We start from the raw sequence: 24,414 nt of genomic DNA on the forward strand, positions 1-24,414 counted from the left end.
GGTTAGTGCGACTTGCCAGACTTGGCATGCGCGGACGATGCGCCGCCCGCGCCCGATGCCGCATGCGCGTGCTGGCCGGCTCCCTGATCGCTGGGGATCGTGATCTTCGCGCCTTCGCGCAGACGGTCAGAGCCGTCGATCACGACGCGATCACCGGCCGCGAGCCCCGAGGCGATGCTCGTGCGCTCGCCGTCGACGGGGCCGACTTTCACCTGCCGTACCGTGACGGTCTGATCGGGCTTCACGATGTAGACGAATGGCCCCGATGCGCCGTTCAGCACGGCCGAGGTCGGCACGATGACGGCTTGATGCAGCGTGTCGACGAGCAGCCGCGCATTGACGAACTGGTTCGGAAACAGCAGCGTTTCGTCGTTCGAAAACAGCGCGCGCAGCTTGATCGTCCCGGTCGACGTGTCGATCTGGTTGTCGACGGTGTCGAGGTAGCCGCTCTCGAGCGGCATCGTGTTGTTGCGGTCGTACGCGGTGGTCGAGAGCTTCGCGCCCCCGTGCATGCGCTTCATGATCGCGGGCAGGTTGTCCTCGGAGGTCGTGAAGACCACGCTGATCGGCTGCAACTGCGTGATCACGACGATGCCGTTCGCGTCGGAGGGCGTCACGTAGTTGCCGGGATCGACCTGCCGCAGCCCGACGCGGCCCGACACCGGCGCCGTGATGCGCGCATAGGTGAGGTCGAGCTTGTAGGTGTCGACGCTGGCATGATCCGACTGGACCTGGCCTTCGTACTGCTTGACGAGCGACGCTTGCGTGTCGACCTGCTGGCTTGCGATCGAGTCCTGCGCGAGCAGTGTCTGATAACGCCGCAGATCGAGCCGCGCCGTTTGCAGCAGCGCCGTGTCCTTGGCGAGCGCGCCTTGGGCGTTTTCGAGCGAGATCTGATAGGGACGCGGGTCGATCTGCGCGAGCAGGTCGCCTTGCTTGACCATCTGGCCTTCCCGGAAAGCGACGTTCTGTAGCGTACCCGCGAGCTGTGTCTTGACCGTCACGGTGGCGAGCGGGGTGACGGTGCCGAGCGCCGTCAGCACGATCGGCATGTCGCCGAGCGAGGCGGTCGCCACGTGCACGGGTTGCGGCAAGGCCCCCGTCGCGCCGGCTCCGCGGCCCGCGTGACTCGTGCTGGCCGGGCCGTTGCTTGCGCCCGGGCTCGTGCCGCTCCACGGATGCCACACGACCAGCGCGAGCGCGGCGATCAGCGCCACGGCGATCGGGACGCCCAGCTTGCGGCGCGGGCCACCCGCACGCGTGAGGTCGGGGCGCGGCGGCGGGACGGGCGAATGGGCGCGTTGCGATTCGGTGAGGTCTTCTTGATCGGCCATCTGTTCTACTTCAATGGAAGGAGCAAAAGCGCTGCAGGCGGGCGGTGAGTACCGGCCGAGGGGCTCGGACGCGGCGGTGCGCTGCGGATGATGAAGCGTACCGCGAGGGGCCACTTTACGCGACTGCGCAGCGCACCGGCGTGACGCGGCCCGCGCGGCAAGCGACGTCGATGCATGATGCTACGTCGCCCGCTCGTGGCGAGTCCAGTCACGTATTTTTCAAGTAGTTACGTGTGTAACGTTGTGTGCACGGCGGGCGCAATCGCGCCGCGTTCAGACGTCGAGCCGCAGCCGGGGCGCGCCGCCGATTTCCCTGACGATTCGCTCGATGCACTCGAGCAGGGCCGGCACCACTTGCTCGATCAGCCATTCTCGCGGGCACAGATGCGCCGCGCCGCCGCAATTGACCGCATAGCGCTCGCCCGACGGTCCGACGAAGCCGGCCGCGACTGCGTTGAGCCCCTCGAACCATTCCCCCGTGGCGATGGCATAGCCATTCTCGCGCGTTTGCTCGAGCGCGCCGGCCAGGCTGGCGTGCAGATGCGGCCAGTCGTCTCCCGAGGCGGCTTGCAGGCCGGCCAGCAGGGCGGCGCGCTCGGGCTCGGCCAGCGCGGCCAGATAGGCGCGACCTACGGCAGTGCGCGTGAGGTCCATGCGCGAGCCCACTTCGAGCCGCGACACGAGGATGGCCGAACGCGGCCGGATCGCGTCGATGACGACCATGTCGAGCCGATCGCGCACGGCCAGGTGAACCGACAGCGACGTGCGCTCGGCCAGTTCGACGAGGAACGGCCGGGCTCGCGTGCGAATGTCGAAGTTGCGCAGAAAACCGTTGCTGAGCTCGAGCACGGCCGCCGTCAGCACGAAGCGTTCGCTGTCGGGCAATTGAAAGAGAAAGCCCGCGCCGACCAGCGTGGCCGTAATGCGTGAGACGGTCGGCTTCGGGATGCCCGTGAGCTCGGCGAGCTCACGATTGCTGACGGGCGCATCGGCCATGGCGATGCAGCGCAGGACGGTCAGGCCGCGCGAGAGGGCGATGATTTCGTCGCCGGACGTTTCCTTTTCGGCGGGCTGGCGCGCAACGGCGCGGTTGGGGATCAATGTGGACACGGTCTTTTTATGAAGGTTTTTTGAAACTTTATTTCAAATCAGGATCCGATGGTGGCCCGCTTCCGTAGTCGAACTCCTCGAGTCAGGGAAAAATTACCGATTACTTATCGTGAAATCGTTTTCTTTTGTCATGGGGTGAACCCGGATTCGGAAAAATTTATCTTGACGTGGGCAGAGGAAAGAGAAAGAATGGAACCTCATTTCGAAACGGCGCATCCCAAGCGGTGTCGCAGCAGCGTTTCGAATACCGTCTCTCAGGTTCTAGCACGGCCCTCGGAATGGCTAGAACTTCTTTAAGGCGCCACGGTTTCGTGGCGCCTTTTTTTTCTCCCTGTTCCGCGCGCCGATGCGCAATGGATCGACTCCCGGCGAGGGCGACCAGCATCTGCTATCTTGTCGCGGATCATGCACACGATCCTCTCCATTTCCAATCTTTCGAAGACGTACGCGTCGGGTTTCCAGGCGCTCAAGCGCGTCAATCTCGAGATTCGCCGCGGCGAGATCTTCGCATTGCTCGGGCCGAACGGCGCGGGCAAAACGACGCTGATCGGCACGGTCTGCGGCATCGTCAAGGCGACTGAAGGCCGGATTCTCGTGAACGGCCACGACATCGTCACCGACTATCGGCGGGCCCGCGAGCTGATCGGCCTCGTGCCGCAGGAGCTCACGACCAACGCATTCGAGACGGTGTGGGCAACGGTTTCGTTCAGCCGGGGCCTGTTCGGCAAGCGCGCCAATCCGGCCTACCTCGAACAGGTGCTGCGCGCGCTGTCGCTGTGGGACAAGAAGGACAGCCGCATCATGACGCTCTCGGGCGGGATGAAGCGTCGCGTGCTGATCGCGAAAGCGCTCGCGCACGAACCGACGGTGCTCTTTCTCGATGAGCCGACGGCCGGTGTCGACGTCGAACTGCGCCGCGACATGTGGGAGCTCGTGCGGGCACTGAAGGAGCGCGGCGTGACGATCATCCTCACCACGCACTACATCGAAGAGGCCGAGGAGATGGCCGATCGGATCGGGGTCATCAACCGGGGCGAGATCATTCTCGTCGAGGAAAAGGCGCATCTGTTGCGCAAACTCGGCAAGAAGCAATTGACGCTGCAGCTGGAGGCGCCGATCAGCGACGTGCCTGCGCAACTGGCCGGCTACGGACTCGACCTGTCGGCCGATGGCGGTGCGATCACCTATACCTACGACGACACGCAAAGCGAGCGCGCCGGCATCGTCAAGCTGCTGCGCGATCTCGACGACGCCCGGATCCGCTTTCGCGACTTGCAGACCAAGCAAAGCTCGCTCGAAGACATTTTCGTCGATCTCGTGCGGGAGGCTTCATGAATTTCTATGCGATTCGCGCGATTTACGCGTTCGAGATGGCGCGGACCTGGCGCACGCTGATGCAAAGCGTCATTTCGCCGGTGATTTCGACGTCGCTCTATTTCGTCGTGTTCGGCGCGGCGATCGGCTCGCGCATTCGTGAAATCGACGGCATCAGCTATGGCGCGTTCATCGTGCCGGGGCTCGTGATGCTGTCTCTGCTCACGCAAAGCATCGCAAACGCGTCGTTCGGCATTTACTTTCCAAAATTTACCGGCACGATTTACGAATTGCTCTCGGCGCCCGTGTCGTACTTCGAACTCGTCGTGAGCTTCGTCGGCGCCGCGGCGACCAAATCGGTCGCGCTCGGGCTCATCATCATGGCCACGGCAGCGCTGTTCGTGCCGCTCAGGATCGAGCATCCGGCCTGGATGCTGCTGTTTCTCGTGCTCACGTCGGTCACGTTCAGTCTGTTCGGCTTCATCATCGGCATCTGGGCCGACGGCTTCGAGAAATTACAGGTCATTCCACTCTTGATCGTCACGCCGCTCACGTTTCTCGGTGGCAGTTTTTATTCAATCGGCATTTTGCCGCCGGTTTGGCGTACCATTGCGCTCGCGAATCCGGTCGTCTATCTGATCAGCGGCTTTCGCTGGAGTTTTTACGGTAGTGCGGATGTGCACGTTGGCGTGAGTCTTGCGATGACGGCCCTGTTCCTGTTCATTTTCATGGGCATCGTCGCGTGGATTTTCAAAACCGGATATCGCCTCAAGAGCTGACGCGCGCTTTGTATTCCCAAAAAAGGTCGACATAATGCTTCAATTGCCGGCGCGAAGCGTCGGCTTCTGAATCTTCTCCACCCGCGCATGAGACTGACGACCAAAGGCCTGTTGCTGATTGCGATTCCGACGCTATTCGAACTCGCACTGCTGTCGGGGCTCGTGAAGGCGCAGAGCGACGCCGAACAGGCCGAGCAGTGGGCACTGCACAGCAAGGACGTGCTGCGCCAGACCAGCGCGATTCTCGAGCCGATGCTGATCGAGTCCGTGCGCATGCGCGGCGCCGTGCTGCAGAACGATCGCAATTCGGCCACGCCTGTCACGCTGTGGGTCGATCTGGATCGCAATATCGACAGACTGGTCGACCTCGTCGCGGAAAATCCCGTGCAGGTCGAGCGGGCCGCACAGATTCGCCAGACCGTGCAGGCCTACCGCCAATGGTCCGACCGCGTCCAAGACTTGTTGCGCAACGGGCGGCGCGACGACGTGCTGCAGCGCTTTCGCAATCAGTCGAGCATCGACGTCGTCGACCGCTTTCGCAGCCAGGTGGCCGCGTTTCAAGCCGACGAGCTGCGCATCGATACGCTGCGCTCGGTGCAGGCGGCGGCCGCGCTTGCGCAACAACAGCAGCTGACGGCGGCGGCCGTGATCGGCTCGCTGCTGATGACGGCGCTCGCTGTCTTCTTGTTCACGCGCGGTTTGCGCGGGCGTCTGGCGCGGCTCTCGGACAACGCACTGCGGCTGGCCGTGAACGAGCCGCTCGGGTTGCCGTCGCCGGGCAACGACGAAATCGCGCAACTCGATGAGCTGCTGCACGAGACGAGCCGGCGGCTGCTCGAGTCCGAGCGCTTGCAGGCGCGTTTCCAGAGCGATCTCGCGCGCCGTGCCGACGAGCTCGCGCGTACCAACGAGACGCTGCATCAGCAGACGCAGGAAAACGAGATGTTCATCTACAGCGTGTCGCACGACTTGCGTGCGCCGCTCGTTAACCTGCAGGGTTTTTCGAAGGAGCTCACGCACGCGTGCGACGATCTGCGCGCGGCCGTGCGTGCGTCGGCGCTGGGGCCGCACGAGCGCGAGCGCGTCGAGCGGCTCATGGACGAAGACATCGGCGAGGCGCTACGCTTTCTGCAAAGCGCGGTGCTGCGTGCGGCGCACATCATCGATTCGCTGCTGCGGCTCTCGCGCGTGGGACGCGTCGAATATCGCCGCCAGGAAGTCGACGTGAGTGTGCTCGTCCGGCATGTGCTCGACGCGATGCAGGCCTCGATTCGTGCGTGCGAGGCCGACATCGTCGTGCATGAGCTGCCGCCCGTCTGGGGCGACCCGACTGCGCTCGAGCAGGTGTTTGCGAATCTGATCGGCAATGCCGTCAACTATCTGCATCCCGAGCGGGCGGGGCGTATCGAGATCGGCGCGATGCCGGCGCCGCCCGGTGTGCACTCGCTGCGGATCTTCTACGTCAAGGACAACGGTCTGGGGATACCGACGGCCGCGATGCCGAGGCTTTTCAACGCCTTCCAGCGCTTGCACGGCAATGTGGCGGCTGGCGAGGGCATCGGCTTGGCACTCGTGCGCCGCATGGTCGAGCGCCACGGCGGGCGGGTCTGGGCCGAATCGACGGAAGGCGAGGGGACGACTTTTTATCTATCGCTACCGGAGGCGACCGCACAGGTCGTCGTATGAATCAACAGGGGAGCCACACAATGCAACCAGGAACTGCCGCGGGCCAATCGGTCGGCATCATCCTGATCGAAGACGACGACGGCCACGCGACGCTCATCGAGCGCAATCTGCGCCGTGCCGGTCTCAGCAACGGTTTTACGCGCCTGCGCGACGGCCAGGAGGCGCTCGATTACTTTTTCGGCGAGAGCGGCCGGTATCTGGCCGAGGGCGCACAGGCCGCGGTCATCCTGCTCGATCTGAAGATGCCGCGCATCGACGGCCTCGAAGTGCTGCGCCGGCTCAAGGAAGACAAGCGCACGGCGTCGCTGCCCGTCATCGTGCTCACGACGACCGATGATCCGCGCGAGATCGAGCGCTGCTACGAGCTCGGCTGCAACGTCTACGTGACCAAGCCCGTCGAGTACGACGCGTTCATCGAGGCGGTGCGCAGGCTCGGCTTCTTCCTGCAAGTGGTGAAGCTGCCGGCATGCGGACGATGAATGCGCATGCGCTATTCGTGGATGACGATGCGGGCCTGCTGCGGCTCGCGTCACGCTCGCTCGGACGGGCCGGCTATCGCGTGAGCACGGCCTCGAGCACCGAGGATGCGCGTGCCGTGATGGGCGAGCAGATGCCGGACGTGCTGATCGTCGATTACGCGCTCGGCGGCCTCGAGACGGGGCTCGATTTTTTGCGCGCCGTGCGCGCCGAAGGGACCGGCGTGCCCGCGATCCTGTGCACGGGCTTTGCCGACGAGGCGCGCGTGATCGAGGCGCTGCGCTCGGGCGTGGCCGACGTCGTGCCCAAGAGCGAAGGCTATCTCGACTATCTGCCCGAGGCCATCGAGCGTGTGCTGCGCGAGCTGCGCATCGAACGCGAGCTTGCCGAAGCGCAGCGCTCACACGAGCGCGAGGCGCATTTCCGCGCATTGGCCGAGGAACGCGAGGCGCTGCTCGCGGCCGAGCGCGCGGCACGCACCGAAGCGGAGCGGGCCTCGCGCATGAAGGACGAATTCGTCGCGACGCTGTCACACGAACTGCGCACGCCGCTCAATGCGATCGTCGGCTGGACGCAGTTTCTGCTGCGCGACACGAGTGTCTCCGATGCCGTCAGGAAGGGGCTCGAAGTCGTCGACCGCAATGCCCGCGCCCAGGCGCGCATGGTCGACGATCTGCTCGATTTCTCGCGCATTCTGGCCGGCAAGCTGCGGCTCGAGGTCGAGCGGGTCGATCTCGTCGACATCGTCGAGTACGTGATCCGTTCGGTTGCGCCGGCCGCGCAAGCCAAGGACATCCGCGTCGTGTCCGAGCTCGACGCGGACGCACTCATCTTGGCCGACCCCTCGCGCTTGCAGCAGATCGTCTGGAACCTGCTGTCGAACGCCGTCAAGTTCACGGGCAAGGGCGGCGTCGTCGAGGTGGCGTTGCGCCGTGGCGAGGGCGAGCTCGAGCTCGCGGTCGTCGACAACGGGCAGGGCATCAAGCCCGAGTTCCTGCCGCATGTGTTCGAGCGCTTTTGTCAGGAGGATGCCGGCATCGCGCGTCAGCATGGCGGCCTCGGTCTCGGCTTGTCGATCGCGCGGCAGCTCGTCGAAATGCACGGCGGGCATATCGAGGCGCGTAGCGAAGGCGCCGGGCGTGGGGCCACGTTCGTGGTCCGGCTGCCGGTCTCCGGCTGTGAGCTCGCGCGCGACCGCGAGGAAGCGCCGTTGCCGCTCGAGATACCGCCTGCTCTGGCAGGCCTGCGCGTGCTGATCGTCGAGGACGAGCCCGACGCGCGTGAGCTCGTCGAGCGCGTGCTGCAAGAGCGTGGGGCGCAGACGCTTGGCTTCGGCAACGCGCTTGATGCGCTGACCGCCTGCATGGCCGAGCCGCCCGACGTGATCGTCAGCGACATCGGCATGCCAGGCGTCGATGGTTACGACTTTATCCGGCGTCTGCGTACGTTCGAGGCGCAGCGCGGCCGCACGACCCCGGCTGCGGCGCTCACGGCGTTCGCACGCAGTGAGGACCGGCGCCGCGCGCTGCTGGCGGGCTTCCAGACGCATGTGGCCAAGCCCGTCGATCCGCTCGAGCTCGTGGTCGTCGTGGCTGCGCTCGCCGGGCGCACGACGGCGATGGCGAGCGGCGATAGCGCTTGAGCGGCGATTACAATTCGATGCGCGTGCCAAGCAACGCGAGGAACTGACGCAGCCATTCGGGATGCGCTGGCCATGCAGGGGCCGTGACGAACGGCGCGTCGGTCACGGCGGCATCGACGGGAATCTCCGCATATTCGCCGCCGGCCAGACGTACCTCGGGCGCGCAGGCAGGATAGGCAGAGATGCGCTTGCCTCGAATCACGTCGGCGGCGGCAAGCAATTGCGCCGCATGGCAGATGGCCGCGATCGGTTTGCCGGCCTCGGCGAAAGCGCGCACGAGCGCAATCACTTTCGGGTCGAGGCGCAGATACTCGGGTGCCCGTCCGCCTGCCACCGCGAGCGCGTCGTAGGCGGTGGCGTCGACGTCGTCGAACGTCGCATTCAGCGTAAATTGGTGCCCGGGCTTTTCCGTGTACGTCTGATCGCCCTCGAAGTCGTGAATGGCTGTCTTTATCTTCTGGCCGGCTTTCTTGCCAGGGCATACGGCGTCGACCGCGTGTCCCACGGCCTGCAGTGCCTGAAACGGCACCATCGTTTCATAGTCCTCGGCGAAATCGCCGGTGAGGAACAGAATCTTCTTCGCTGCCATTGCCTTCTCCGCATTAGGGACCAACAATCGGGACGAACGGGCAGTGTACTCCTGACATTTGAGGGAATGCGGCCAGGGCGCTGGACCGCCACAAGCGGCTTGCGCGATCGAATAAATGTAATTACTATGGTTACATATTTCGCGCTGGGCCGATGAATCCGTCATGAACACGAGCAGCCGCTTTGCCTATGCCATCCATGTGCTGGCGTTGCTGTCGCTGCAAGAGGGCGTGCCGTTGTCGTCGGACATGATCGCGGGCAGCGTCAATACGAACCCGGCGCTGATCCGGCGCTTGTTGTCGATGCTCGCGCAGGCTGGGCTCACGACGGCCCAACTCGGTGCCGGCGGCGGTGCGTTGCTTGCGCGCGAGCCGAAGGACATCACGCTGGCCGATGTCTACCATGCCGTCGAGGAGGCGCAGCTGTTCGGCCTGCACCGCGATACGCCGAATCCGGCGTGTCTCGTGGGGCGGCACATCCAGGAGGTGCTCGTCGACATCGTCGACGATGCACAGCGGGCGATGGTGGCATCGCTGGCCGCACGCACGCTGGCGGACGTGACGGCCGGCGTCGTAGAGGCCGAGCACGAGCAGCAGCACAAGCGAGGCGGCACATCATGAGCCGTCGGCGGTTTGATGGTCGATTGGTGTCGATGGTAGTTGGCGCTTCAGCGCCTGGCTGCCATCTCAGGCATCCATTTTTTTTGCCGTTTTATGTAACTAATGCAGTAACATTTTTATCGATAGGAGAAGCAACATGCAAAAGACGTTGAAGATTGCGCTGTTTGGAAGCACGGGCATGATCGGTTCGCGTATCGCGGCCGAAGCGGCGCGCCGCGGGCACCAGGTGACGGCGTTCGCGCGTCGTCCCGAGCGGCTCGCCGAACTCGGGGCCAACGTATCGGTGCGCCAAGGCGACTTGTTCGATACCGGTGCGACGGCCGCGACGCTTGCGGGCTACGACGTGATCGCGAGCGCCTATGCGCCGCCGCAAGACGATCTGGCGAAGATCGTCGACGCGTCGCGTGCGCTCGTCGAGCTGGCGCGCGCAAGCGGTGTCAAGCGGGTAGTGGCGGTGGGCGGGGCGGGATCGCTCGAGGTCGCGCCGGGCAAGCAACTCGTCGACACGGACAGCTTTCCTGCCGCCTACAAGGCGATTGCGCTTGCGCATCGCGATGCGCTCGGCTTCTATCGCTCGGTGTCGGACGTCGACTGGACCTTCTTCGCGCCGGCCGCATTGATTGCGCCGGGCACGCGCACGGGCACGTTCCGCACGGGCACGGATGCGCTGATCGTCGATGCCGAAGGCAAGAGCGCGATCTCGGCTGAAGATTACGCCGTGGCGTTCGTCGACGAGCTCGAAGCCGCCCGTTTCACGCGCAAGCTCGCGACCGTCGGTTACTGATTGGCGTGCATCGCCGGCGGCACTGGGTGGCCGTAGGCCTTAAGCGGCCACGGCCTCGGCGAGCGCCACGCGCACGAGGTCGTTCACGTGCGTGGTGACCTGCTCGCCCGGCACACCGTACACATGCAGCGAGACGGCTGGGCGCGCACCGGTGTTGCCGAGCCGGTGAATGCCGCCGTTGCCGGCGCGGACGTACGATACGGCACCGGCGTCGCGCGCATGCGTGCGCGTCGGCGTGGCACAGCCTTGTGCGTCGTCCCAGGCGTAGAGCGTTTCGGTCAGCGAGCCTTCGAGCACGGCATAGCCGCACCAGGTGTGGTGTCCGTGCACGGGGCTGGCCTGCCCGGGCTGCCACACGAGCGCGACGATGGCATAGCGACCCTGCGGATCGGCGGCCAGCATATGGCGGCGGTAGCAGTCGGGCGAGCCTTCGCGCTGGCTGGGGGTGAGCAAGGTGTCGTCGTCGGCTGCTTGCGCGAGCGCCGCCCGGACGCTGCGCGCGAACTCGGCTTGCTGCGACGGGTCGGGCGAGCCGGCTGCGGCGGCAAACGCGGCATCGAGCGCATCGCACAGGCGTGTAACTGCGAGGCGCTCGATCGTGTTCGCGAGGTGGCCGGTACAGGCGCCAAGCTGAGCGGCTTCAAGCACGCTCGGTTCGAGATCTCGGTTCATCTGGGTCGGGCGAAGGGGTTGGGTCGGGCGTTGTCGCTAGTTCTATTTATATCGGTTTGCGCGGAAAAAGAGTTTTCCTATAATTCTTCGTATTGAGGGAAAAAGAGAAAAAACTTCTACCGCGAGGCTGACTGATAAATGGATGCTGTCGATAGAAAGCTCGTCGAGCTGCTTCAGGAGGATGCGACGCTGCCGATCGCCGAGCTCGCGGCGCGGGTCAATCTCTCGCAAACGCCTTGCTGGAAGCGCCTGCAGCGCTTGAAGGAAGAAGGCGTGATCCGCGCGCAGGTGGCGTTGTGCGATGCGCGCAAGCTTGGCGTCGGCACGACCGTGTTCGTGGCCGTGCGCACGAATCAGCACACCGAGGAGTGGGCGCGCCAGTTCGTGCAGGTCGTGCGCGACCTTCCCGAGATCGTCGAGGCTTACCGCATGAGCGGAGAAACCGACTATTTGCTGCGCATCGTCGTCTCGGACATCGACGACTACGATCGCGTCTACAAGCAGTTGATCCGCGCGCTGCCGCTGTTCGACGTGAGCTCGAGCTTCGCGATGGAGCAGATCAAGTATTCGACGGCGCTGCCCGTGCGCCCGCCACCCGCCGCGCGCTGACGGTGAACGATGCGCGTAGAATGCCGGCTTTCATTGCCAATCCCGAACCGCGCATGAAGCGATGTCCTGCTTGCTGCGCGTTTCCAGCCTGCTCCTCAGACCATGAACGACCCGCGTCACTCCTCGAACTCCGCCTCGCGCGTCGGCGCACTGATCGTCGTCGCCGTGCTGATCGTCATCGCGACACTCGTCTACAACGCCCTCAAGGGCAAGCGCGAATATGACCGCGAGCTCGCGGCGGAAGCGAGCTCGCCGGCTGTTGCCGCGAGCGGCACCGGCGCAGCTTCGGCGGCCCTGGCGGCCTCGGCGTCGCAGTAGGGCGAACGGCTGGAGCGCGACGCCGTCGGCGTTACGGCGCGGGCAAACGGATCACGCCGGCATCCTTGCGGATCAGGAAGGAGGCCGCCAGCATCTGCTTGCACTGATGCGCGAGCAGCTTGATCTCGCTGACGAACTCGGGGGGGCGCGCGCCTGATTGCTCGAGATCGACGACCATCGAATCGAGTTCGCGCGTCAACTGCTTGGTGGTTTCGGCCTGATTCTCCGGCGGCGGTTCGCCGGCCTGCGCGCGCGTCAGATTGTCGCTCACGGCCGACAGTGCACGCTGCAGCGCCTGCGCCCCGTCGGTCGCCTCCTGCACCGCCACGCTGTGCAGCAGCGGCGCGGCCGCGGTGATCTGTGCGGCCAGCACGTGGCTCTGCACGAGCATGTCGTTCAGCTCGGGCACGAACTTCTGGTGCGCCTTCGGCTCGATCATCATGCGGCGAAACGCCTGCGCCAGGTTGGCGAAGGCCACATGCACGTTCTTGCGCGCGAGACGGTAGCGAAAGTCGCGATCGGGAGCCGTGCCGGTGGCGGGTGCGGCCGGCTTGTCGCTCCACCACCAGCTGGTTTCCAGGTATTGGCGCGTGGCCGCGAGCATGTCGTCGACGAGCTTGCCCATGAGCCGGTATTCCCAATAGGGGAACAAATGGCTCGCGGCGATCGCGAGCGCACAGCCGATACCCGTGTCGATCGCGCGCTCGCCGACGATGCGCAGGCTGCCCGGCGCGAGCAGATGAAACAGCAGCAGCACGTACGACGACGTGAACACGACGCTGGCCCCGTAATTGAACAGCAGCAGGCTGTAGCTCATCACCATCGACGCGAACATGAAGGCGATGAGCACCGCGGGCGATTTGACGAGCAGGATCAGCGCGATGCTGACCGTGCAGCCGATCGCGGTGCCGACGATCCGCTGCGTATTGCGCTGCTTGGTCAGCGAGTAGCCGGGCTTCATGATGATCAGCGTCGTCATCACGATCCAGTACGCGTTCGTGAGCGGCAGCACGCGCCCCACCAAAAAACCGACCGCCACGCCGATGGTGACGCGCAGGGCGTGACGGAAGCTCGGCGAGGCCATCGTGAGGTTCGAGAAGATCTGTCGCAGCGGTACGCGACGGCCTGACAGGAAGCGCGACAATCGACGGTCGATGCGCATGGCCGTCTGCACGGTGTCACCGGGGTTCGCCACGGCCTTCTTCGTCTTCTCGATCAGGCGGATGCCGCTCCAGATACGCCTGAACGTCGCCGAGACGGCCGCATACGCCTCAGGGTTCGTCTCGGGCAGCGCGCGCTTGCGCATCAGCTCGATCTCGTACTCGATCGCGCGCATTTCGGCTTTCATGCTCATGCGCGAATCGGGCTTGCGGTTCTGCAGCACGGCAAGGCCGATCTCCTCGAGATCGAGCGCCGCTTTGCGAACGAGATCGCGGTAGAACAGCATCACGTCGGCGTTGCCAAACGTGCTGCGTAACAGCGGATAGTCCGTGTGCGTGCCGACGAACAGCTCGTGTAGATCGACCGAATTGATGAACAGATTGAACAGCGCGACGCGACGCGGATCGAGCTTGCCGCGCTCGATTTTCGGCAAGTTGCGCAGCACGATCTCGCGCGCGGCATCCTGCAATTCGACGGCCGCGATCTGCTTGGCGACGAGGTTGCGGTAGCACTCGTCGAGATCGGCATCGATGTCGTAGAAGTCCGCGCGGGCGAGCAGATAGTCGGCGCACGCGAACACGCTCTCGGCCAGCGCCTGCTTCTCGATGCGATAGGCCTGCCATCGCAGTAGCAGCGTCGCCCAGTACGTGTACCAGAGCCCGCCCGCGAGAATCAGTGCCGCATTGGAGAGCGCGTGTGCCGGTGTGAAGTGCTCCTCGAGCGTGACGACCATCATGAACAGCGTCGCGAAGCCGATCTGCGGCCAGCGGTTGCCATAGACGACGGTCAGCGACAGCACGAACGTGAGCGCGACGACGGTGCTCCACAGCGCGAAGACGTTGAACGTCGCGAGGCCGGTGGCGAGCGCCGACAGAAAGCCGAGCACGCTGCATGCGAGCATCTCGTTGTGCTTGTACTTGAGCGGGCCAGGCATGTCGACGACGCAGGCGCCGAGCGCGCCGGTCGCGATCGTGAAGCCGAGGTCGGCGTCATGCAATACGAGCAGCGACAAGACAGCCGGCAGGGAGACGCCGAGCGCGATGCGCAGTCCACCGAAGAAATACTGGCTGTAGAGAAATTTTTTGAGTTCTATCGAATAGCGCATCGCTATGCAGGGCAGGCGGCAGGGGGCAAGGCAGCGCGGCGCGCGAACGGCTTGCGAACTGGCGATGAGTCTATCGTATTTAAGCGCATTCGCGTCACGCGGCGAGGGGTGGCCGAGTGGCCAGGCAGGCGGCACCGGAGGCGTTTGCTATGCTGACGTCTTTCGCCGCTCCGGCCTGAATCTCCGGCTTTGCCGGCCTCAAGGGCTCATGCTCCAGCTTCTCTATTCGAACCGCTACGAAACGCTTGTCGACGCGCTCTGCGACGATCTCTCGGCCACGTCCTCGGACCCTTGGGCCAGCGAAGAGATCATCGTGCCGAGTGCCGCGGCAAGGCGCCATATCGAACTTCAGCTCGCCGCGCGCCGCGGCATCTGCGCGAACGTCAACTTCAGCTATCTGGCCCAGTGGTTGTGGGCGCAGATCGGGCGCGTGCTCGAGGTGCCCGCCCATTCGCCGCTTTCGCCCGATCGTCTCGCCTGGCGCTGCTATCGGCTGTTCGGCGAGCGGGACACGCGCGGCGAGGGCCGGCAAGACGGCGAGGGCGCTGGCGTGTCATGGCGCGATTCGCCGCGGCTCGCGGCCTATCTCGACGCGGCCGATGCGCCGATGCGCTACGAACTCGCCCGGCGCGTGGCGGCAGTGTTCGATCATTACCTGACCTATCGTCCCGAATGGCTCGCGTATTGGCAGGAGGGGCGCGCCGTGTTCAACGCGGCCGGCCCCGGCACGGCGAGCGAGGACGAACGCTGGCAGGCCGCGCTCTGGCGCGCCGTGCTCGGCGAGCTCGCCGGCGGCACGGATGCGCAAGCGCTTGCCGACGCCACGCCGCCCGCACACCGCTTCCTGCATGTCGTGCGCACGCTCGATCTGGACGCCGTCATGCGTGCGCGCTGGCCTGCCTCGGTCAGCGTGTTCTCGCTACCGACGATCGCGCCGCTGCATATTGCGCTGTTGCGCGAGCTGTCGCGCTGGATCGACGTGCGGCTCTATGTGATGAACCCGTGCCGGCAGTTCTGGTTCGACATCGTCAGCGAGGGCAATGCCTTGGCGCTCGATGCGGCGGACCAGCTCGACTTTCACGAAGTCGGCCATCCGCTGCTTGCCGAGTGGGGGAGGCAGACGCAGGCACAACTGCATCTGCTGCACGAGCTCACCGAAGGGGCGGCCTCGGGCGAAGCGACGCGTTTTGCCGAGAACGACGGGCAGACCTGGCTTGCAAAACTGCACAACGCGATCCTCGATCTCGAACCCGAGCTGGCGTGTGCGCCCGAGCTTGCGGCGAGCGACGTGCGCGGCATCGAAGTGCACGTCTGTCACAGCCTGTCGCGTCAGCTCGAAGTGCTGCACGACCGGTTGCTGGCCTGGTTCGACGAGCGCCGCGCGGCGGGCACCGGCGAGGGGGAGGGCGTGGCGCAGTTGCGGCCGTCCGACGTGCTCGTCGTGTGCCCGGATCTCGCCGCTTGCGCGCCGCTCATCGACGCCGTGTTCGGCACGGCGCAAGCCGAAGAAGGGCGACGTATTCCCTATCGCATCACGGGCTTGCCGCCGTCTCAGACCAACCCGGTGGCGCGTGTGCTGCTCGACTGGCTCGCATTGACCGAGCGCAGCGTGGCGGCGCCCGAGCTCGTCGAATGGTTGCGCGTCGATGCGATTGCGGCGCGCTACGGCATCGATGCCGCTGCGCTCGATACGATCCAGTCCTGGCTCGCGGCAGCCGGCGCGCGGCGCGGCCTCGCGCCCGAGCCGAGTCCGGATGCGGCGATTCCAGCGGCTCGCCATACGTTCGCCGATGCTTTGAGGCGCCTCTTTCTCGGCTATGCGATGCCCGACGACGGCGAGCCCGTCGATGCGTGGCTACCGGTGGGCGGCGCGGTCGGTGCCGAAAGCGAACTGCTGGGCCGCGTCGCGCGCTTCGTCGACGATCTCGAGTCGTTCGTGCATCGCGCACGGCAGGCGCTCACGTGCGATGCGTGGGGCGTGCTGCTGTCCGATGCGCTCGCGCGCTTTTTTGACGCCGGCGTGACCCATGCCGATACGTTGGCCGGCGTGCGCGATGCGCTCGATGCCTCGCTCGAAGCCATGCGTGACGGCGCACACGAGGCCGAGGTGCCCGCGGCCGTGATGCGCGCGGCGCTCACGGTCGCGCTCGACGACGCCACGCACGGCGGCGTGCCGTGGGGTGGCGTGACGTTTTCGTCGTTGTCGAGCCTGCGCGGTCTGCCGTACCGCGTCATCTGTCTGATCGGCATGGACGATGGTGTGCTGCCGTCGCTAGCGCGAGCCGACGAGTTCGATCTGATGGCGCAGCGCCCTATGTTCGGCGATCGCCAGCGGCGCGCCGACGAGCGCAACCTGTTTCTCGATCTACTGCTTGCCGCGCGCGATCGCTTCTTCATTTCGTATACGGGACGCAGTATTCGCGACAATGCGCCGCTGCCGCCCGCGGCGCTCGTCGACGAACTGCTCGATCACCTCGCGCGTGCCGCGGCCGGGCCAGATGCGGCGCAGGCTGAAGTCGACGCCATGCGGCGCGCCTTCATCGTCGAGCATCCGCTACAGCCGTTTTCGGCTGCGTACTTCGACCCGGCTAGCGGCCTGTTCACTTATGACAGCGAGCGCGCGCAATGGGCAGAACGGCTCACGTCCGATGCGCCGTCCGTCGTCGCGCCGTTCTTCGCCGAGCCGCTGCCGCCCGAGCCCGAGGAGCCTGTCGCGTTCGCCGACTTCGTGCGCTTCTGGCAGCATCCCGCGCGTGCGCTGTTGCGCGAGCGGCTCGGCATCGTGCTCGAAGCGGCGCAGGGCGAGCTCAGCGACATCGAGCCGTTCGACCTCGACTACGCGGGGCGCGATGCGCTCGCCGACCGCTTGCTGCCGCGCCTCGTCGAGTCCGACGATACGTCGGTGCTCGCCCGTGCGGCGCGCATTGCCGACGCGAGCCCCGAACTGCCTGGCGGTGCGACTGGCGATGTGCTCAAGCGCCGCGAGCTGGCGGCGCTCACGCGGCTCGCGCGCGACGTGCGCAGCGAGCTGTCGACCGGCGTGACACGTTTGCCGTTCGTGCTCGAGGTAGTGCCGCGCTGGCCCGAGACGGACGGCGTCGCGCTGTTCGGCCGGCACGATACGCTGTTGCGCCGCTCGCTCGCGGAGCATGGGCCGTTGTCGTTGCACGGCACGCTCAATCGCGTCACCCAGGCCGGACAGGTGCTGTTCCGTTACGCGAACCCGGGCGCACGCGATTACCTGAGCGCCTGGCTCCAGCATCTTGCCTACTGTGCGGCCGATCCCGAGGGGCCATGCCGTACGGTGTGGCACGGGGGCGGCCAGCGTTTCGAATTCGCCCCTGTCGCTTCGCCGCTCGAATTGCTCGAGCCGCTGGCCGCCCTGTTCGTCGCGGGGCGCCGCCTGCCGTTGCCCTTTTTCCCCCGCACCGCGTGGGCGAAGGCCAACGGCAGCGATGCCGAAGCGCTCGGCGTCTGGATCAACGACCGCGTGCGCGGCGAGTCCGACGACGCCGCGCTCTCGATCGCCTGGCGCGGCATGAGCCTGACGCTCGACGAAACCTATGCCGCACTCGCGCGCGTGGTCTTCGAACCGCTGCTGCAGCATCTGAACGGAGGTGACGCATGAACGCGCTTGTCGACCCGCGCGCCCAAGCGCTGCCGCCCGCGCCACTGGAGCTCGACGTATTCACGTGCGCGCTCGACGGCGTCAATCAGATCGAGGCGTCGGCCGGTACGGGCAAGACGTGGAACATCTGCGCACTCTATGTGCGCCTGCTGCTCGAAAAGAATCTGAACGCCGATCAGATCCTCGTCGTCACGTTTACGAAAGCGGCCACGGCCGAGCTGCACGAGCGGATTCGCGGACGGTTGGCCGAACTCGCACGTGCGATCGAAACCGGCGACGACGGTGGCGACCCATTCGTGGCACGCCTGTTCGAGACGACGCTGGCCACGACGGACGGGCTCGATCTCGAGCTGGCGGCCAAGCGTGTGCGGCGCGCGCTGTCGACGTTCGATCAGGCTGCGATTCACACGATTCACGCATTCTGTCAGCGGGCCTTGCAGGAGGCGCCGTTCGCGGCTGCGATGCCGTTCGCGTTCGAGATGCAGGCCGACGATGCGCCGCTGCGCTACGAGCTGGCGGCCGATTTCTGGCGTGAGCGCGTGGAGCCCGTGGCGGCCGCGCATCCGGCGTTCGCGGCATGGCTCGTCGCCTGCGGAGCAGGACCGCTGGCACTCGATGCGCAGCTTGCGCGCCGCTTGAAGAAACCGCTTGCCGAGCTACGCTGGGGGGCGGGGGACGTCACGCCCGAGATCGAAGCAGACCTCGACGACGCCGCCGCGCAAGCGCGCTTCGACGAGGCGCGCCTGCTATGGCAGGCCGAGCACGAATCGATCGCACAGCTGATCGACGGCGCACAGGCCGCACTCAAGCAGACCACGCACAAGCCCGACGCGATACGCGCGGCGCTCGACGCATGGCATCGTTACTTCGACGAAAGCGATTGGCACGCGCCGCCGGAGCGTGCTGCGCTGAAGCTGACGGCCACGGCGCTGGCCAAGGCGACGAAGGCCAAATGCGCGACGCCCGAGCATCCGTTCTTCGTGCTGGCTGACACGTTGGCCGCGGCCGCCGAGAGCGCAGAGGCCGCGCATCGCGCGCGTTGGCTCGCGCTGCTGGCGACATGGCTGGCCGAGGCGCCGACTGCGCTGGCGGACATGAAGCGCGCGCGCCGCGTCGCGTCGTTCGACGATCTGCTCGCCAACTTGCACGGCGCGCTGATCGAGCATCCATGGCTGGCCGATGCATTGCGCGCGCGCTATCCGGCAGCGCTCATCGACGAGTTTCAAGACACGGATCCCCTGCAGTTCGCGATCTTCCGGACGATCTTCGCGCAGCCCGGCAGCGATTGCGCGCCGCTCTTTCTCGTGGGCGATCCGAAGCAGGCGATCTACAGCTTCCGCGCGGCCGACCTGCACACCTATCTGAGCGCGCGCCATGCGGCCAGTGCGCGCTATACGCTTGCCGTGAACCAGCGCTCGACGGCGCCGCTCGTGACGGCCTGTAACCGCATCTTCAGTGCGAACTCGCGTGCGTTCGTGCTCGAGGGCCTCGACTATCAGCCCGTGCGGGCGGGGGCGCGGGTGCGTGCCGGGTTCGTCGATGAAGGTCTTGATGCCGGCAGCGGCGACCTGCGCGTGTGGCTGCTGCCCTCTGGCGAGGCGGCGCTCGGCAAGCGCGAGGCGCAACGCCAGGCTGCCGAAGCCTGCGCAGCCGAGATCGCGCGGCTGTTGCGCGGTGCGCGTGAACACGCGGTGCGTGTCGGCGATGTGCCGCTGGCGCCGGCCGACATCGCAGTGCTCGTGCGCACGCACAAGCAAGGTAGCTTGATGAAGCGCGTGCTCGCGGCCTGGGGCGTGGGCAGCGTGGAGCTCGCACAGGCTTCGGTTTTTGCGACGCGCGATGCCGAACAGCTCGAACGCGTGCTGGCAGCTATCGATACGCCGGGCGACTTGCGCCGGCTGCGTGCTGCGCTCGCTTCCGACTGGTTCGGGCTCGATGCCGCCGCGCTTTGGCAACTCGAGCAATTGTCGGGGGCGGCCGCGCTCGCGCATGCCGATGACGCTACCGCATGGGTCGAGCGCTTTTCGCGCTATCGCATGCTATGGCACGAGCGTGGCTTCGCGGCGATGTGGCGTACGCTGATGCGCGAACTTGCTATCGGCATGCGCCTCATTGCCGGCGTCGACGGCGAGCGCCGCGTGACCGACGTCAATCATCTGGCCGAGCTCGTTGCCGCGCGTTCGGTGCAGTACCCGGGTATCGCGCCGACGTTGCGCTGGCTCTCGGCGCAGCGTGCGCAAGGCGGTGGCGAAGAAGCGCAGTTGCGGCTCGAATCGGACCGCGATCTCGTGCAGATCGTGACGGTGCACAAATCGAAAGGGCTCGAGTATGCGGTCGTGTTCTGCCCGTTCCTCAACGACGGCGCGCGTCTCGCCGGGTCGGGGTCCGCGTTGCCCGATGCGAGCGAGTATCACGACGAGACGGAGGCGGGCAATGTGGCCGTGCTGCATTACGGTTGTGAGGGTGACGAAGCCGCACGCGCCGAACGCGAGGCGGCACGTGAAGATGCGGCGGAGCGTGCGCGTCTCGTCTACGTGGCGCTGACGCGCGCCGTCTATCGCTGCTATGTCGTCGCGGGGGCCTACCTGAGCTCGCGCTCGACGAAGGAGTCGCGGCGCAGCGTGCTGAACTGGCTCGTCGTGCCCGACGGCCGCGACTTCGACGCGTGGAGTGTCGAACCGCCCGACGATGAGTTCATCGACACGGGCTGGCACGCGCTTGCCGGCGGGCCGATCACGCTCGCACCGCTGCCTGTGCCGCGCGAGCGTACGCCGCTCGCGCGCGCGAGTGTCGAAGGGCGGCGTCTGGCGGCGCGCGAAATGCGTCGCGTGCTGGCCGAGACGTGGCGGATCGCCAGTTTCAGTGCGCTCGCCTCGGCGGCCGGGCGGCACGGCAGCCATACGCCAGAGGACGAGCCGCGCCCGGATCACGACGCGCTTGCCGCGTTACCGCTCGACGACGAGACGGCCGCCTACGCGTTGGCCGGACCGGCGACCACACCGGACGCGGACGACATCCTGGGATTCCCGCGCGGCGCCGCGGCGGGCGAGTGCTTGCATCGGTTGTTCGAAATCGTCGACTTCGCGGAGCCCGAACGCTGGCCGCAGGCGATCGAGCGCGCGCTGGTCGAGCGCCCTGTGCCCGCCGACGCCGACACGGCACGGCGAATGCCCGCGATGATGGCGCGTCTGCTCACCGATGTGGTGGCGACCGAACTTGCACCAGGGCTCGCGCTCGGCGCGCTCGATCCCGAGCGCAAGCTGGTCGAATGGCCGTTCCTGTTCGTCTCGCCGTCGCTCGACCTGACGGCGTTGCGGCGGCTGCTGACCGCGCACGGCTATCCCGACGTCGCGCTCGAGCCGAGCTTGCTCACCGGGTTCGTCAAGGGTTTCATCGACATGCTCGTCGAGCACGAGGGACGCTACTGGATCATCGACTGGAAGTCGAACCATCTGGGCATGCGTGCGGTCGATTACGGCACAGCCTCGCTCGAGGCAGCGATGGCGCAGCATGCCTACCACTTGCAAGCGCTGCTCTATACCGTCGCGCTGCATCGTTACCTGAGCGCACGCAAGCCGCACTACGACTACGACGCGCATATCGGCGGCTATGCCTACGTGTTCCTGCGCGGTGTCCGTCCGGGCTGGCGCGAGGGCGACAAACCGGCCGGCGTGTATTTGCATCGTCCGCAGCGCTCGCTCGTCGAAGCGCTCGACGCTCTGATGAGCCAAGGAGCGCGGCAATGACCGAGAAGAAGACAACGACGATCTCAGCGATGGCCAAAAACGCGTACGACAAGACCGCAGCGAAGAACGGGAGGACGCGATGAGCGCGTCGCCCACATCGGCTTCGTTCGGGGCCGGAGAATTCGGCACCGCGCTGGCTGAAGGCTTTGCGCGCCGCGTCGGCGAGCTTGCCGAGCGGCTCGGCGCAGACGCGGCGAGCGTACGCTGGGTGCGCCGAGCCGCGTACGCCGCGAGCCGTGCGACGAGCGTCGGTCATGTCTGCGTCTCGTTGCCGGGTCTCGCGCGTCGTTATGGTGAGGCGTACGACGAAGCCTGCGCGGCGCTACGCGCGAGCGGCGTCGTCTCCGACCAGAGCGTGGCGTCGGATGCCTTGCGTCCGCTCGTCGTCGATGCACAAGGGCGCCTCTATCTGGCGCGCTATTTCGATTACGAACGCGCGCTCGCGAACGCCATCGTCGCGCATGCCGCCGCAGGCTCGGCGCCACATGCGGGCGTGCATCGCACCGGTGGCGACGACGCTCCGCTTGGCACGCGTCTCGCGCGATACTTCGGACCGCCGTCGACCGACGATATCGATTGGCAGCGTGCGGCGGCGGCGCTGGCGTTGTCGGGACGGCTCACGATCGTGAGCGGCGGCCCCGGCACCGGCAAGACGACGACCGTCGTCGGCATGCTGGCGTGCCTGCTCGACGCGAACCCGCAGCTTTCGATCGCATTGGCGGCGCCAACCGGCAAGGCCGCGCAACGCATGCAGGAGGCGCTGCTCGCACGCGCGACGACACTGCCCGAGGCGATTGCCGAGCGCCTGCCGCGCACGTCGCAGACACTGCATCGCCTGCTCGGAGCGGGCCACGGCACGCGCGTGCGTCATCATCGCGACAATCCGCTGCCGTATGACGTGCTCGTCGTCGACGAGGCATCGATGATCGACGTCGCGATGGCCGCGCAGCTGTTCGACGCGCTCGCACCCGAGACGCGGCTCGTGCTGCTCGGGGACAAGGACCAGCTCGCAGCCGTCGAAGCGGGGGCCGTGTTCGCCGAACTGAGCGCGCAGCCGGCCTTCAGCGCGGCGGGCCTCGCCTGTATCGCAAGCGCGACCGGCTTCGACGAAGCGCGCATTGCGGCCGCGTTGCCGAATGCCGATACCGGCGCCGGCGCGAACGCGTGCGATGCACGACAGTCATCGATGACGACCGAGGCCGACGTCGAGGTATTCGACGACGATACGTTGCTGCCCGAGTTCTCTGATTGGGGCGCGCAATCCTTGAGTGAACGGCCTGTCGCACCTGTTGCACCGCTCGCACCGTCCGTCGCTCGAGCCTCGGCGTCCGAGGTGCCGTCGCCGGGCGAGCCTCTTGCCGAGCCGCGAAAGCGGGCTGCTCAGACCATGCATACGGTACCGGCCGAACGCGGCGCGCGCGCGTGGCACCAGGCGACATTGTTCGCCGAGGAGCCTGCGCCAGAGCGCTCGCCGTTGCCAGGGAGCGTCGCCGCGCCGCTCGTCGATAGCGTGATCTGGCTCGAGCGCAACTATCGCTTCGGGCTCGACTCGCCGATCGGCCGCCTGTCGTTGGCGATTCGCCGTGGCGATGCCGATGCGGCGCTCGATACGCTCGGGCACGCGGGCGACGAAGGAGCCGTCGCGGTGCTCGACGAAGACGGTGGCCAGACACTCGCCACGCGTACCGTCGAACGGCTCGCGCAGGGCTTCTCGCATTACGCCGCCGCGCTGGCGGCGGCGCTCGCGCAGCGCGAACCCGACCCGACGCCGCTCTTCGATGCGCTCAATGTTTACCGCATCCTGTGCGCGACGCGCGTGGGCACGCGCGGTGTCGATGCGCTCAATGCGCTGATGGCTGCGCACGTGCGGCGCGAGGCAGGGGTGCCGCTGGCGGTGGGGGCGACGTGGTTCGCCGGCCGTCCCGTGATGATCGCGCGTAACGATTACGCGCTGGGTCTGTTCAATGGCGACATCGGCATCGCGCTGCCCGGCGCGGATGGTGCGCTGCGCGTGTATCTGCGCACGGCCGACGGCGGGTTGCGCGCCGTGACGCCGGCAGCCTTGCCGCCGCACGACACGGCGTTCGCGCTGACGGTGCACAAGTCGCAGGGCTCCGAGTTCGATCACGCGGCACTGGTATTGCCGGCTTCGGCGAGCCGCGTGCTCTCGCGCGAGCTCGTCTATACGGCCGTGACGCGCGCGCGCGTGGCCGTGCGCATCGTCGGCGCGCGCCGCGTGCTGGCCCAGGCGATCGCGACGCCGACGCGGCGCGATTCGGGCCTCGTCGCGCGCATGATGCAGGCGAGCTCAGCATGACGCCGGGCCGCGTAGATGATCGATCGCCGCCATGAGTGTGACGCCGGCCACGGCTTGTGCCACACTGCAACCCTTTTCACTCGTCGCTTAACGCGCTCCCAGGCCATGACGTTTCGCTACAGCATTGCTCCCAGCGAGGTCGAGCTGACGGCCGTGCGCGCGCAAGGCGCGGGCGGGCAGAACGTCAACAAGGTGTCGAGCGCGATCCATTTGCGTTTCGACGTTCGCGCCTCGTCGCTGCCCGAGCCGCTCAAGATGCGGTTGCTCGCGTTGCACGATCACCGCATCACGCGTGACGGCGTCGTGATCATCAAGGCGCAGGAGTACCGGACTCAGGAGATGAATCGCGCCGCGGCGCTCGCGCGTCTGGACGAACTGATCGCCAGCGTGAGCGTCACGCGGCGTCCGCGCGTCGCCACGCGTCCGACGCGCTCGTCGATCACGCGGCGCCTCGAGGGCAAGACGCACCGGGCGGGAGTGAAAGCCGGCCGCGCGAGGGTCGTCGACTAAGCAACGCCGCACAG

18 protein-coding genes are annotated in these 24,414 nt (G+C 66.5%); 13 read left to right on the top strand and 5 right to left on the bottom strand.

Annotation, left to right across the window (positions count from 1 at the left end; translation table 11 throughout):
• Positions 1-2: 2 nt before the first annotated feature.
• Positions 3-1,334 (bottom strand): MdtA/MuxA family multidrug efflux RND transporter periplasmic adaptor subunit, encoded by a 1,332-nt coding sequence (locus D7S89_RS00995; RefSeq protein WP_121274871.1) that lies wholly within the window; start codon positions 1,332-1,334, stop codon positions 3-5.
• A 273-nt stretch (positions 1,335-1,607) separates the two neighbouring features.
• Positions 1,608-2,444: an IclR family transcriptional regulator gene (locus D7S89_RS01000; protein ID WP_121274872.1), complete on the bottom strand. Its 837-nt coding sequence runs from the start codon at positions 2,442-2,444 to the stop codon at positions 1,608-1,610.
• A gap of 405 nt (positions 2,445-2,849) precedes the next feature.
• Between D7S89_RS01000 and D7S89_RS01005 the strand changes: the two genes are divergently transcribed.
• The 5 genes from D7S89_RS01005 (at position 2,850) to D7S89_RS01025 (ending at position 8,342) form a co-directional block, all read left to right on the top strand.
• Positions 2,850-3,779, top strand: a complete 930-nt coding sequence (locus D7S89_RS01005; RefSeq protein ID WP_121275950.1) for an ABC transporter ATP-binding protein — start codon at positions 2,850-2,852, stop codon at positions 3,777-3,779.
• Positions 3,776-4,537, top strand: coding sequence for an ABC transporter permease (locus tag D7S89_RS01010; RefSeq protein ID WP_121274873.1), 762 nt, complete (start codon positions 3,776-3,778; stop codon positions 4,535-4,537). The genes D7S89_RS01005 and D7S89_RS01010 overlap by 4 nt, the downstream gene beginning before the upstream one ends.
• Before the next feature lie 87 nt (positions 4,538-4,624).
• Positions 4,625-6,223, top strand: a complete 1,599-nt coding sequence (locus D7S89_RS01015) for a sensor histidine kinase (protein WP_121274874.1) — start codon at positions 4,625-4,627, stop codon at positions 6,221-6,223.
• A gap of 20 nt (positions 6,224-6,243) precedes the next feature.
• Positions 6,244-6,702, top strand: a complete 459-nt coding sequence (locus D7S89_RS01020; RefSeq protein ID WP_121274875.1) for a response regulator — start codon at positions 6,244-6,246, stop codon at positions 6,700-6,702.
• Entirely contained in the window at positions 6,690-8,342 is a 1,653-nt protein-coding gene (locus D7S89_RS01025) for an ATP-binding response regulator (protein WP_245982576.1), read from the top strand. Before D7S89_RS01020 ends, D7S89_RS01025 begins: the two co-directional genes overlap by 13 nt.
• Before the next feature lie 7 nt (positions 8,343-8,349).
• Here the strand turns inward: D7S89_RS01025 and D7S89_RS01030 are convergent, their stop codons facing one another.
• Positions 8,350-8,931, bottom strand: a complete 582-nt coding sequence (locus D7S89_RS01030) for a DJ-1/PfpI family protein (RefSeq protein WP_121274876.1) — start codon at positions 8,929-8,931, stop codon at positions 8,350-8,352.
• 163 nt (positions 8,932-9,094) lie between these two features.
• Here D7S89_RS01030 and D7S89_RS01035 point away from each other — a divergent pair, with 163 nt between their 5' ends.
• Both D7S89_RS01035 and D7S89_RS01040 read left to right on the top strand, forming a co-directional pair.
• The gene (locus D7S89_RS01035) at positions 9,095-9,550 is read left to right on the top strand and encodes an Rrf2 family transcriptional regulator (protein ID WP_121274877.1); all 456 of its coding nucleotides are present in this window, start codon (positions 9,095-9,097) and stop codon (positions 9,548-9,550) included.
• Positions 9,551-9,686: 136 nt separating this feature from the next.
• On the top strand, positions 9,687-10,334 hold the full coding sequence (locus D7S89_RS01040; protein ID WP_121274878.1) for an NAD(P)-dependent oxidoreductase: 648 nt from the start codon (positions 9,687-9,689) through the stop codon (positions 10,332-10,334).
• A gap of 39 nt (positions 10,335-10,373) precedes the next feature.
• Here D7S89_RS01040 and D7S89_RS01045 read toward each other — a convergent pair whose 3' ends face one another.
• Positions 10,374-11,006: a cysteine dioxygenase family protein gene (locus tag D7S89_RS01045; protein WP_121274879.1), complete on the bottom strand. Its 633-nt coding sequence runs from the start codon at positions 11,004-11,006 to the stop codon at positions 10,374-10,376.
• A 138-nt stretch (positions 11,007-11,144) separates the two neighbouring features.
• Between D7S89_RS01045 and D7S89_RS01050 the strand changes: the two genes are divergently transcribed.
• Both D7S89_RS01050 and D7S89_RS01055 read left to right on the top strand, forming a co-directional pair.
• Positions 11,145-11,615 (top strand): Lrp/AsnC family transcriptional regulator, encoded by a 471-nt coding sequence (locus D7S89_RS01050; protein ID WP_121274880.1) that lies wholly within the window; start codon positions 11,145-11,147, stop codon positions 11,613-11,615.
• 102 nt (positions 11,616-11,717) lie between these two features.
• Entirely contained in the window at positions 11,718-11,933 is a 216-nt protein-coding gene (locus D7S89_RS01055) for a hypothetical protein (protein ID WP_121274881.1), read from the top strand.
• A 31-nt stretch (positions 11,934-11,964) separates the two neighbouring features.
• Here D7S89_RS01055 and D7S89_RS01060 read toward each other — a convergent pair whose 3' ends face one another.
• Positions 11,965-14,199 carry an FUSC family protein gene (locus D7S89_RS01060; RefSeq protein ID WP_121274882.1) on the bottom strand — a complete coding sequence of 745 codons (2,235 nt, stop codon included), beginning with the start codon at positions 14,197-14,199 and terminating at the stop codon, positions 11,965-11,967.
• Positions 14,200-14,407: 208 nt separating this feature from the next.
• Here D7S89_RS01060 and recC point away from each other — a divergent pair, with 208 nt between their 5' ends.
• The 4 genes from recC to arfB all read left to right on the top strand — a co-directional run bounded on the left by recC (position 14,408) and on the right by arfB (position 24,400).
• On the top strand, positions 14,408-17,827 hold the full coding sequence (recC, locus tag D7S89_RS01065; protein ID WP_121274883.1) for an exodeoxyribonuclease V subunit gamma: 3,420 nt from the start codon (positions 14,408-14,410) through the stop codon (positions 17,825-17,827).
• Positions 17,824-21,573 (top strand): exodeoxyribonuclease V subunit beta, encoded by a 3,750-nt coding sequence (gene recB, locus D7S89_RS01070; protein ID WP_121274884.1) that lies wholly within the window; start codon positions 17,824-17,826, stop codon positions 21,571-21,573. The genes recC and recB overlap by 4 nt, the downstream gene beginning before the upstream one ends.
• A 79-nt stretch (positions 21,574-21,652) precedes the next feature.
• Entirely contained in the window at positions 21,653-23,890 is a 2,238-nt protein-coding gene (locus D7S89_RS01075; RefSeq protein WP_121274885.1) for an AAA family ATPase, read from the top strand.
• 105 nt (positions 23,891-23,995) lie between these two features.
• Positions 23,996-24,400 carry an alternative ribosome rescue aminoacyl-tRNA hydrolase ArfB gene (gene arfB, locus D7S89_RS01080; RefSeq protein WP_121274886.1) on the top strand — a complete coding sequence of 135 codons (405 nt, stop codon included), beginning with the start codon at positions 23,996-23,998 and terminating at the stop codon, positions 24,398-24,400.
• Positions 24,401-24,414 lie beyond the last annotated feature (14 nt).

This window comes from Trinickia fusca (assembly GCF_003628145.1).
GTDB lineage: Bacteria > Pseudomonadota > Gammaproteobacteria > Burkholderiales > Burkholderiaceae > Trinickia > Trinickia fusca.

Excerpts from the sequence above, each read along its gene's own strand:
- D7S89_RS00995 (WP_121274871.1), bottom strand. The coding sequence starts at position 1,334 with ATGGCCGATCAAGAAGACCTCACCGAATCGCAACGCGCCCATTCGCCC.
- D7S89_RS01005 (WP_121275950.1), top strand. The coding sequence starts at position 2,850 with ATGCACACGATCCTCTCCATTTCCAATCTTTCGAAGACGTACGCGTCG.
- D7S89_RS01010 (WP_121274873.1), top strand. The coding sequence starts at position 3,776 with ATGAATTTCTATGCGATTCGCGCGATTTACGCGTTCGAGATGGCGCGG.
- D7S89_RS01015 (WP_121274874.1), top strand. The coding sequence starts at position 4,625 with ATGAGACTGACGACCAAAGGCCTGTTGCTGATTGCGATTCCGACGCTA.
- D7S89_RS01020 (WP_121274875.1), top strand. The coding sequence starts at position 6,244 with ATGCAACCAGGAACTGCCGCGGGCCAATCGGTCGGCATCATCCTGATC.
- D7S89_RS01025 (WP_245982576.1), top strand. The coding sequence starts at position 6,690 with ATGCGGACGATGAATGCGCATGCGCTATTCGTGGATGACGATGCGGGC.
- D7S89_RS01030 (WP_121274876.1), bottom strand. The coding sequence starts at position 8,931 with ATGGCAGCGAAGAAGATTCTGTTCCTCACCGGCGATTTCGCCGAGGAC.
- D7S89_RS01035 (WP_121274877.1), top strand. The coding sequence starts at position 9,095 with ATGAACACGAGCAGCCGCTTTGCCTATGCCATCCATGTGCTGGCGTTG.
- D7S89_RS01040 (WP_121274878.1), top strand. The coding sequence starts at position 9,687 with ATGCAAAAGACGTTGAAGATTGCGCTGTTTGGAAGCACGGGCATGATC.
- D7S89_RS01045 (WP_121274879.1), bottom strand. The coding sequence starts at position 11,006 with ATGAACCGAGATCTCGAACCGAGCGTGCTTGAAGCCGCTCAGCTTGGC.
- D7S89_RS01050 (WP_121274880.1), top strand. The coding sequence starts at position 11,145 with ATGGATGCTGTCGATAGAAAGCTCGTCGAGCTGCTTCAGGAGGATGCG.
- D7S89_RS01055 (WP_121274881.1), top strand. The coding sequence starts at position 11,718 with ATGAACGACCCGCGTCACTCCTCGAACTCCGCCTCGCGCGTCGGCGCA.
- D7S89_RS01060 (WP_121274882.1), bottom strand. The coding sequence starts at position 14,199 with ATGCGCTATTCGATAGAACTCAAAAAATTTCTCTACAGCCAGTATTTC.
- recC (WP_121274883.1), top strand. The coding sequence starts at position 14,408 with ATGCTCCAGCTTCTCTATTCGAACCGCTACGAAACGCTTGTCGACGCG.
- recB (WP_121274884.1), top strand. The coding sequence starts at position 17,824 with ATGAACGCGCTTGTCGACCCGCGCGCCCAAGCGCTGCCGCCCGCGCCA.
- D7S89_RS01075 (WP_121274885.1), top strand. The coding sequence starts at position 21,653 with ATGAGCGCGTCGCCCACATCGGCTTCGTTCGGGGCCGGAGAATTCGGC.
- arfB (WP_121274886.1), top strand. The coding sequence starts at position 23,996 with ATGACGTTTCGCTACAGCATTGCTCCCAGCGAGGTCGAGCTGACGGCC.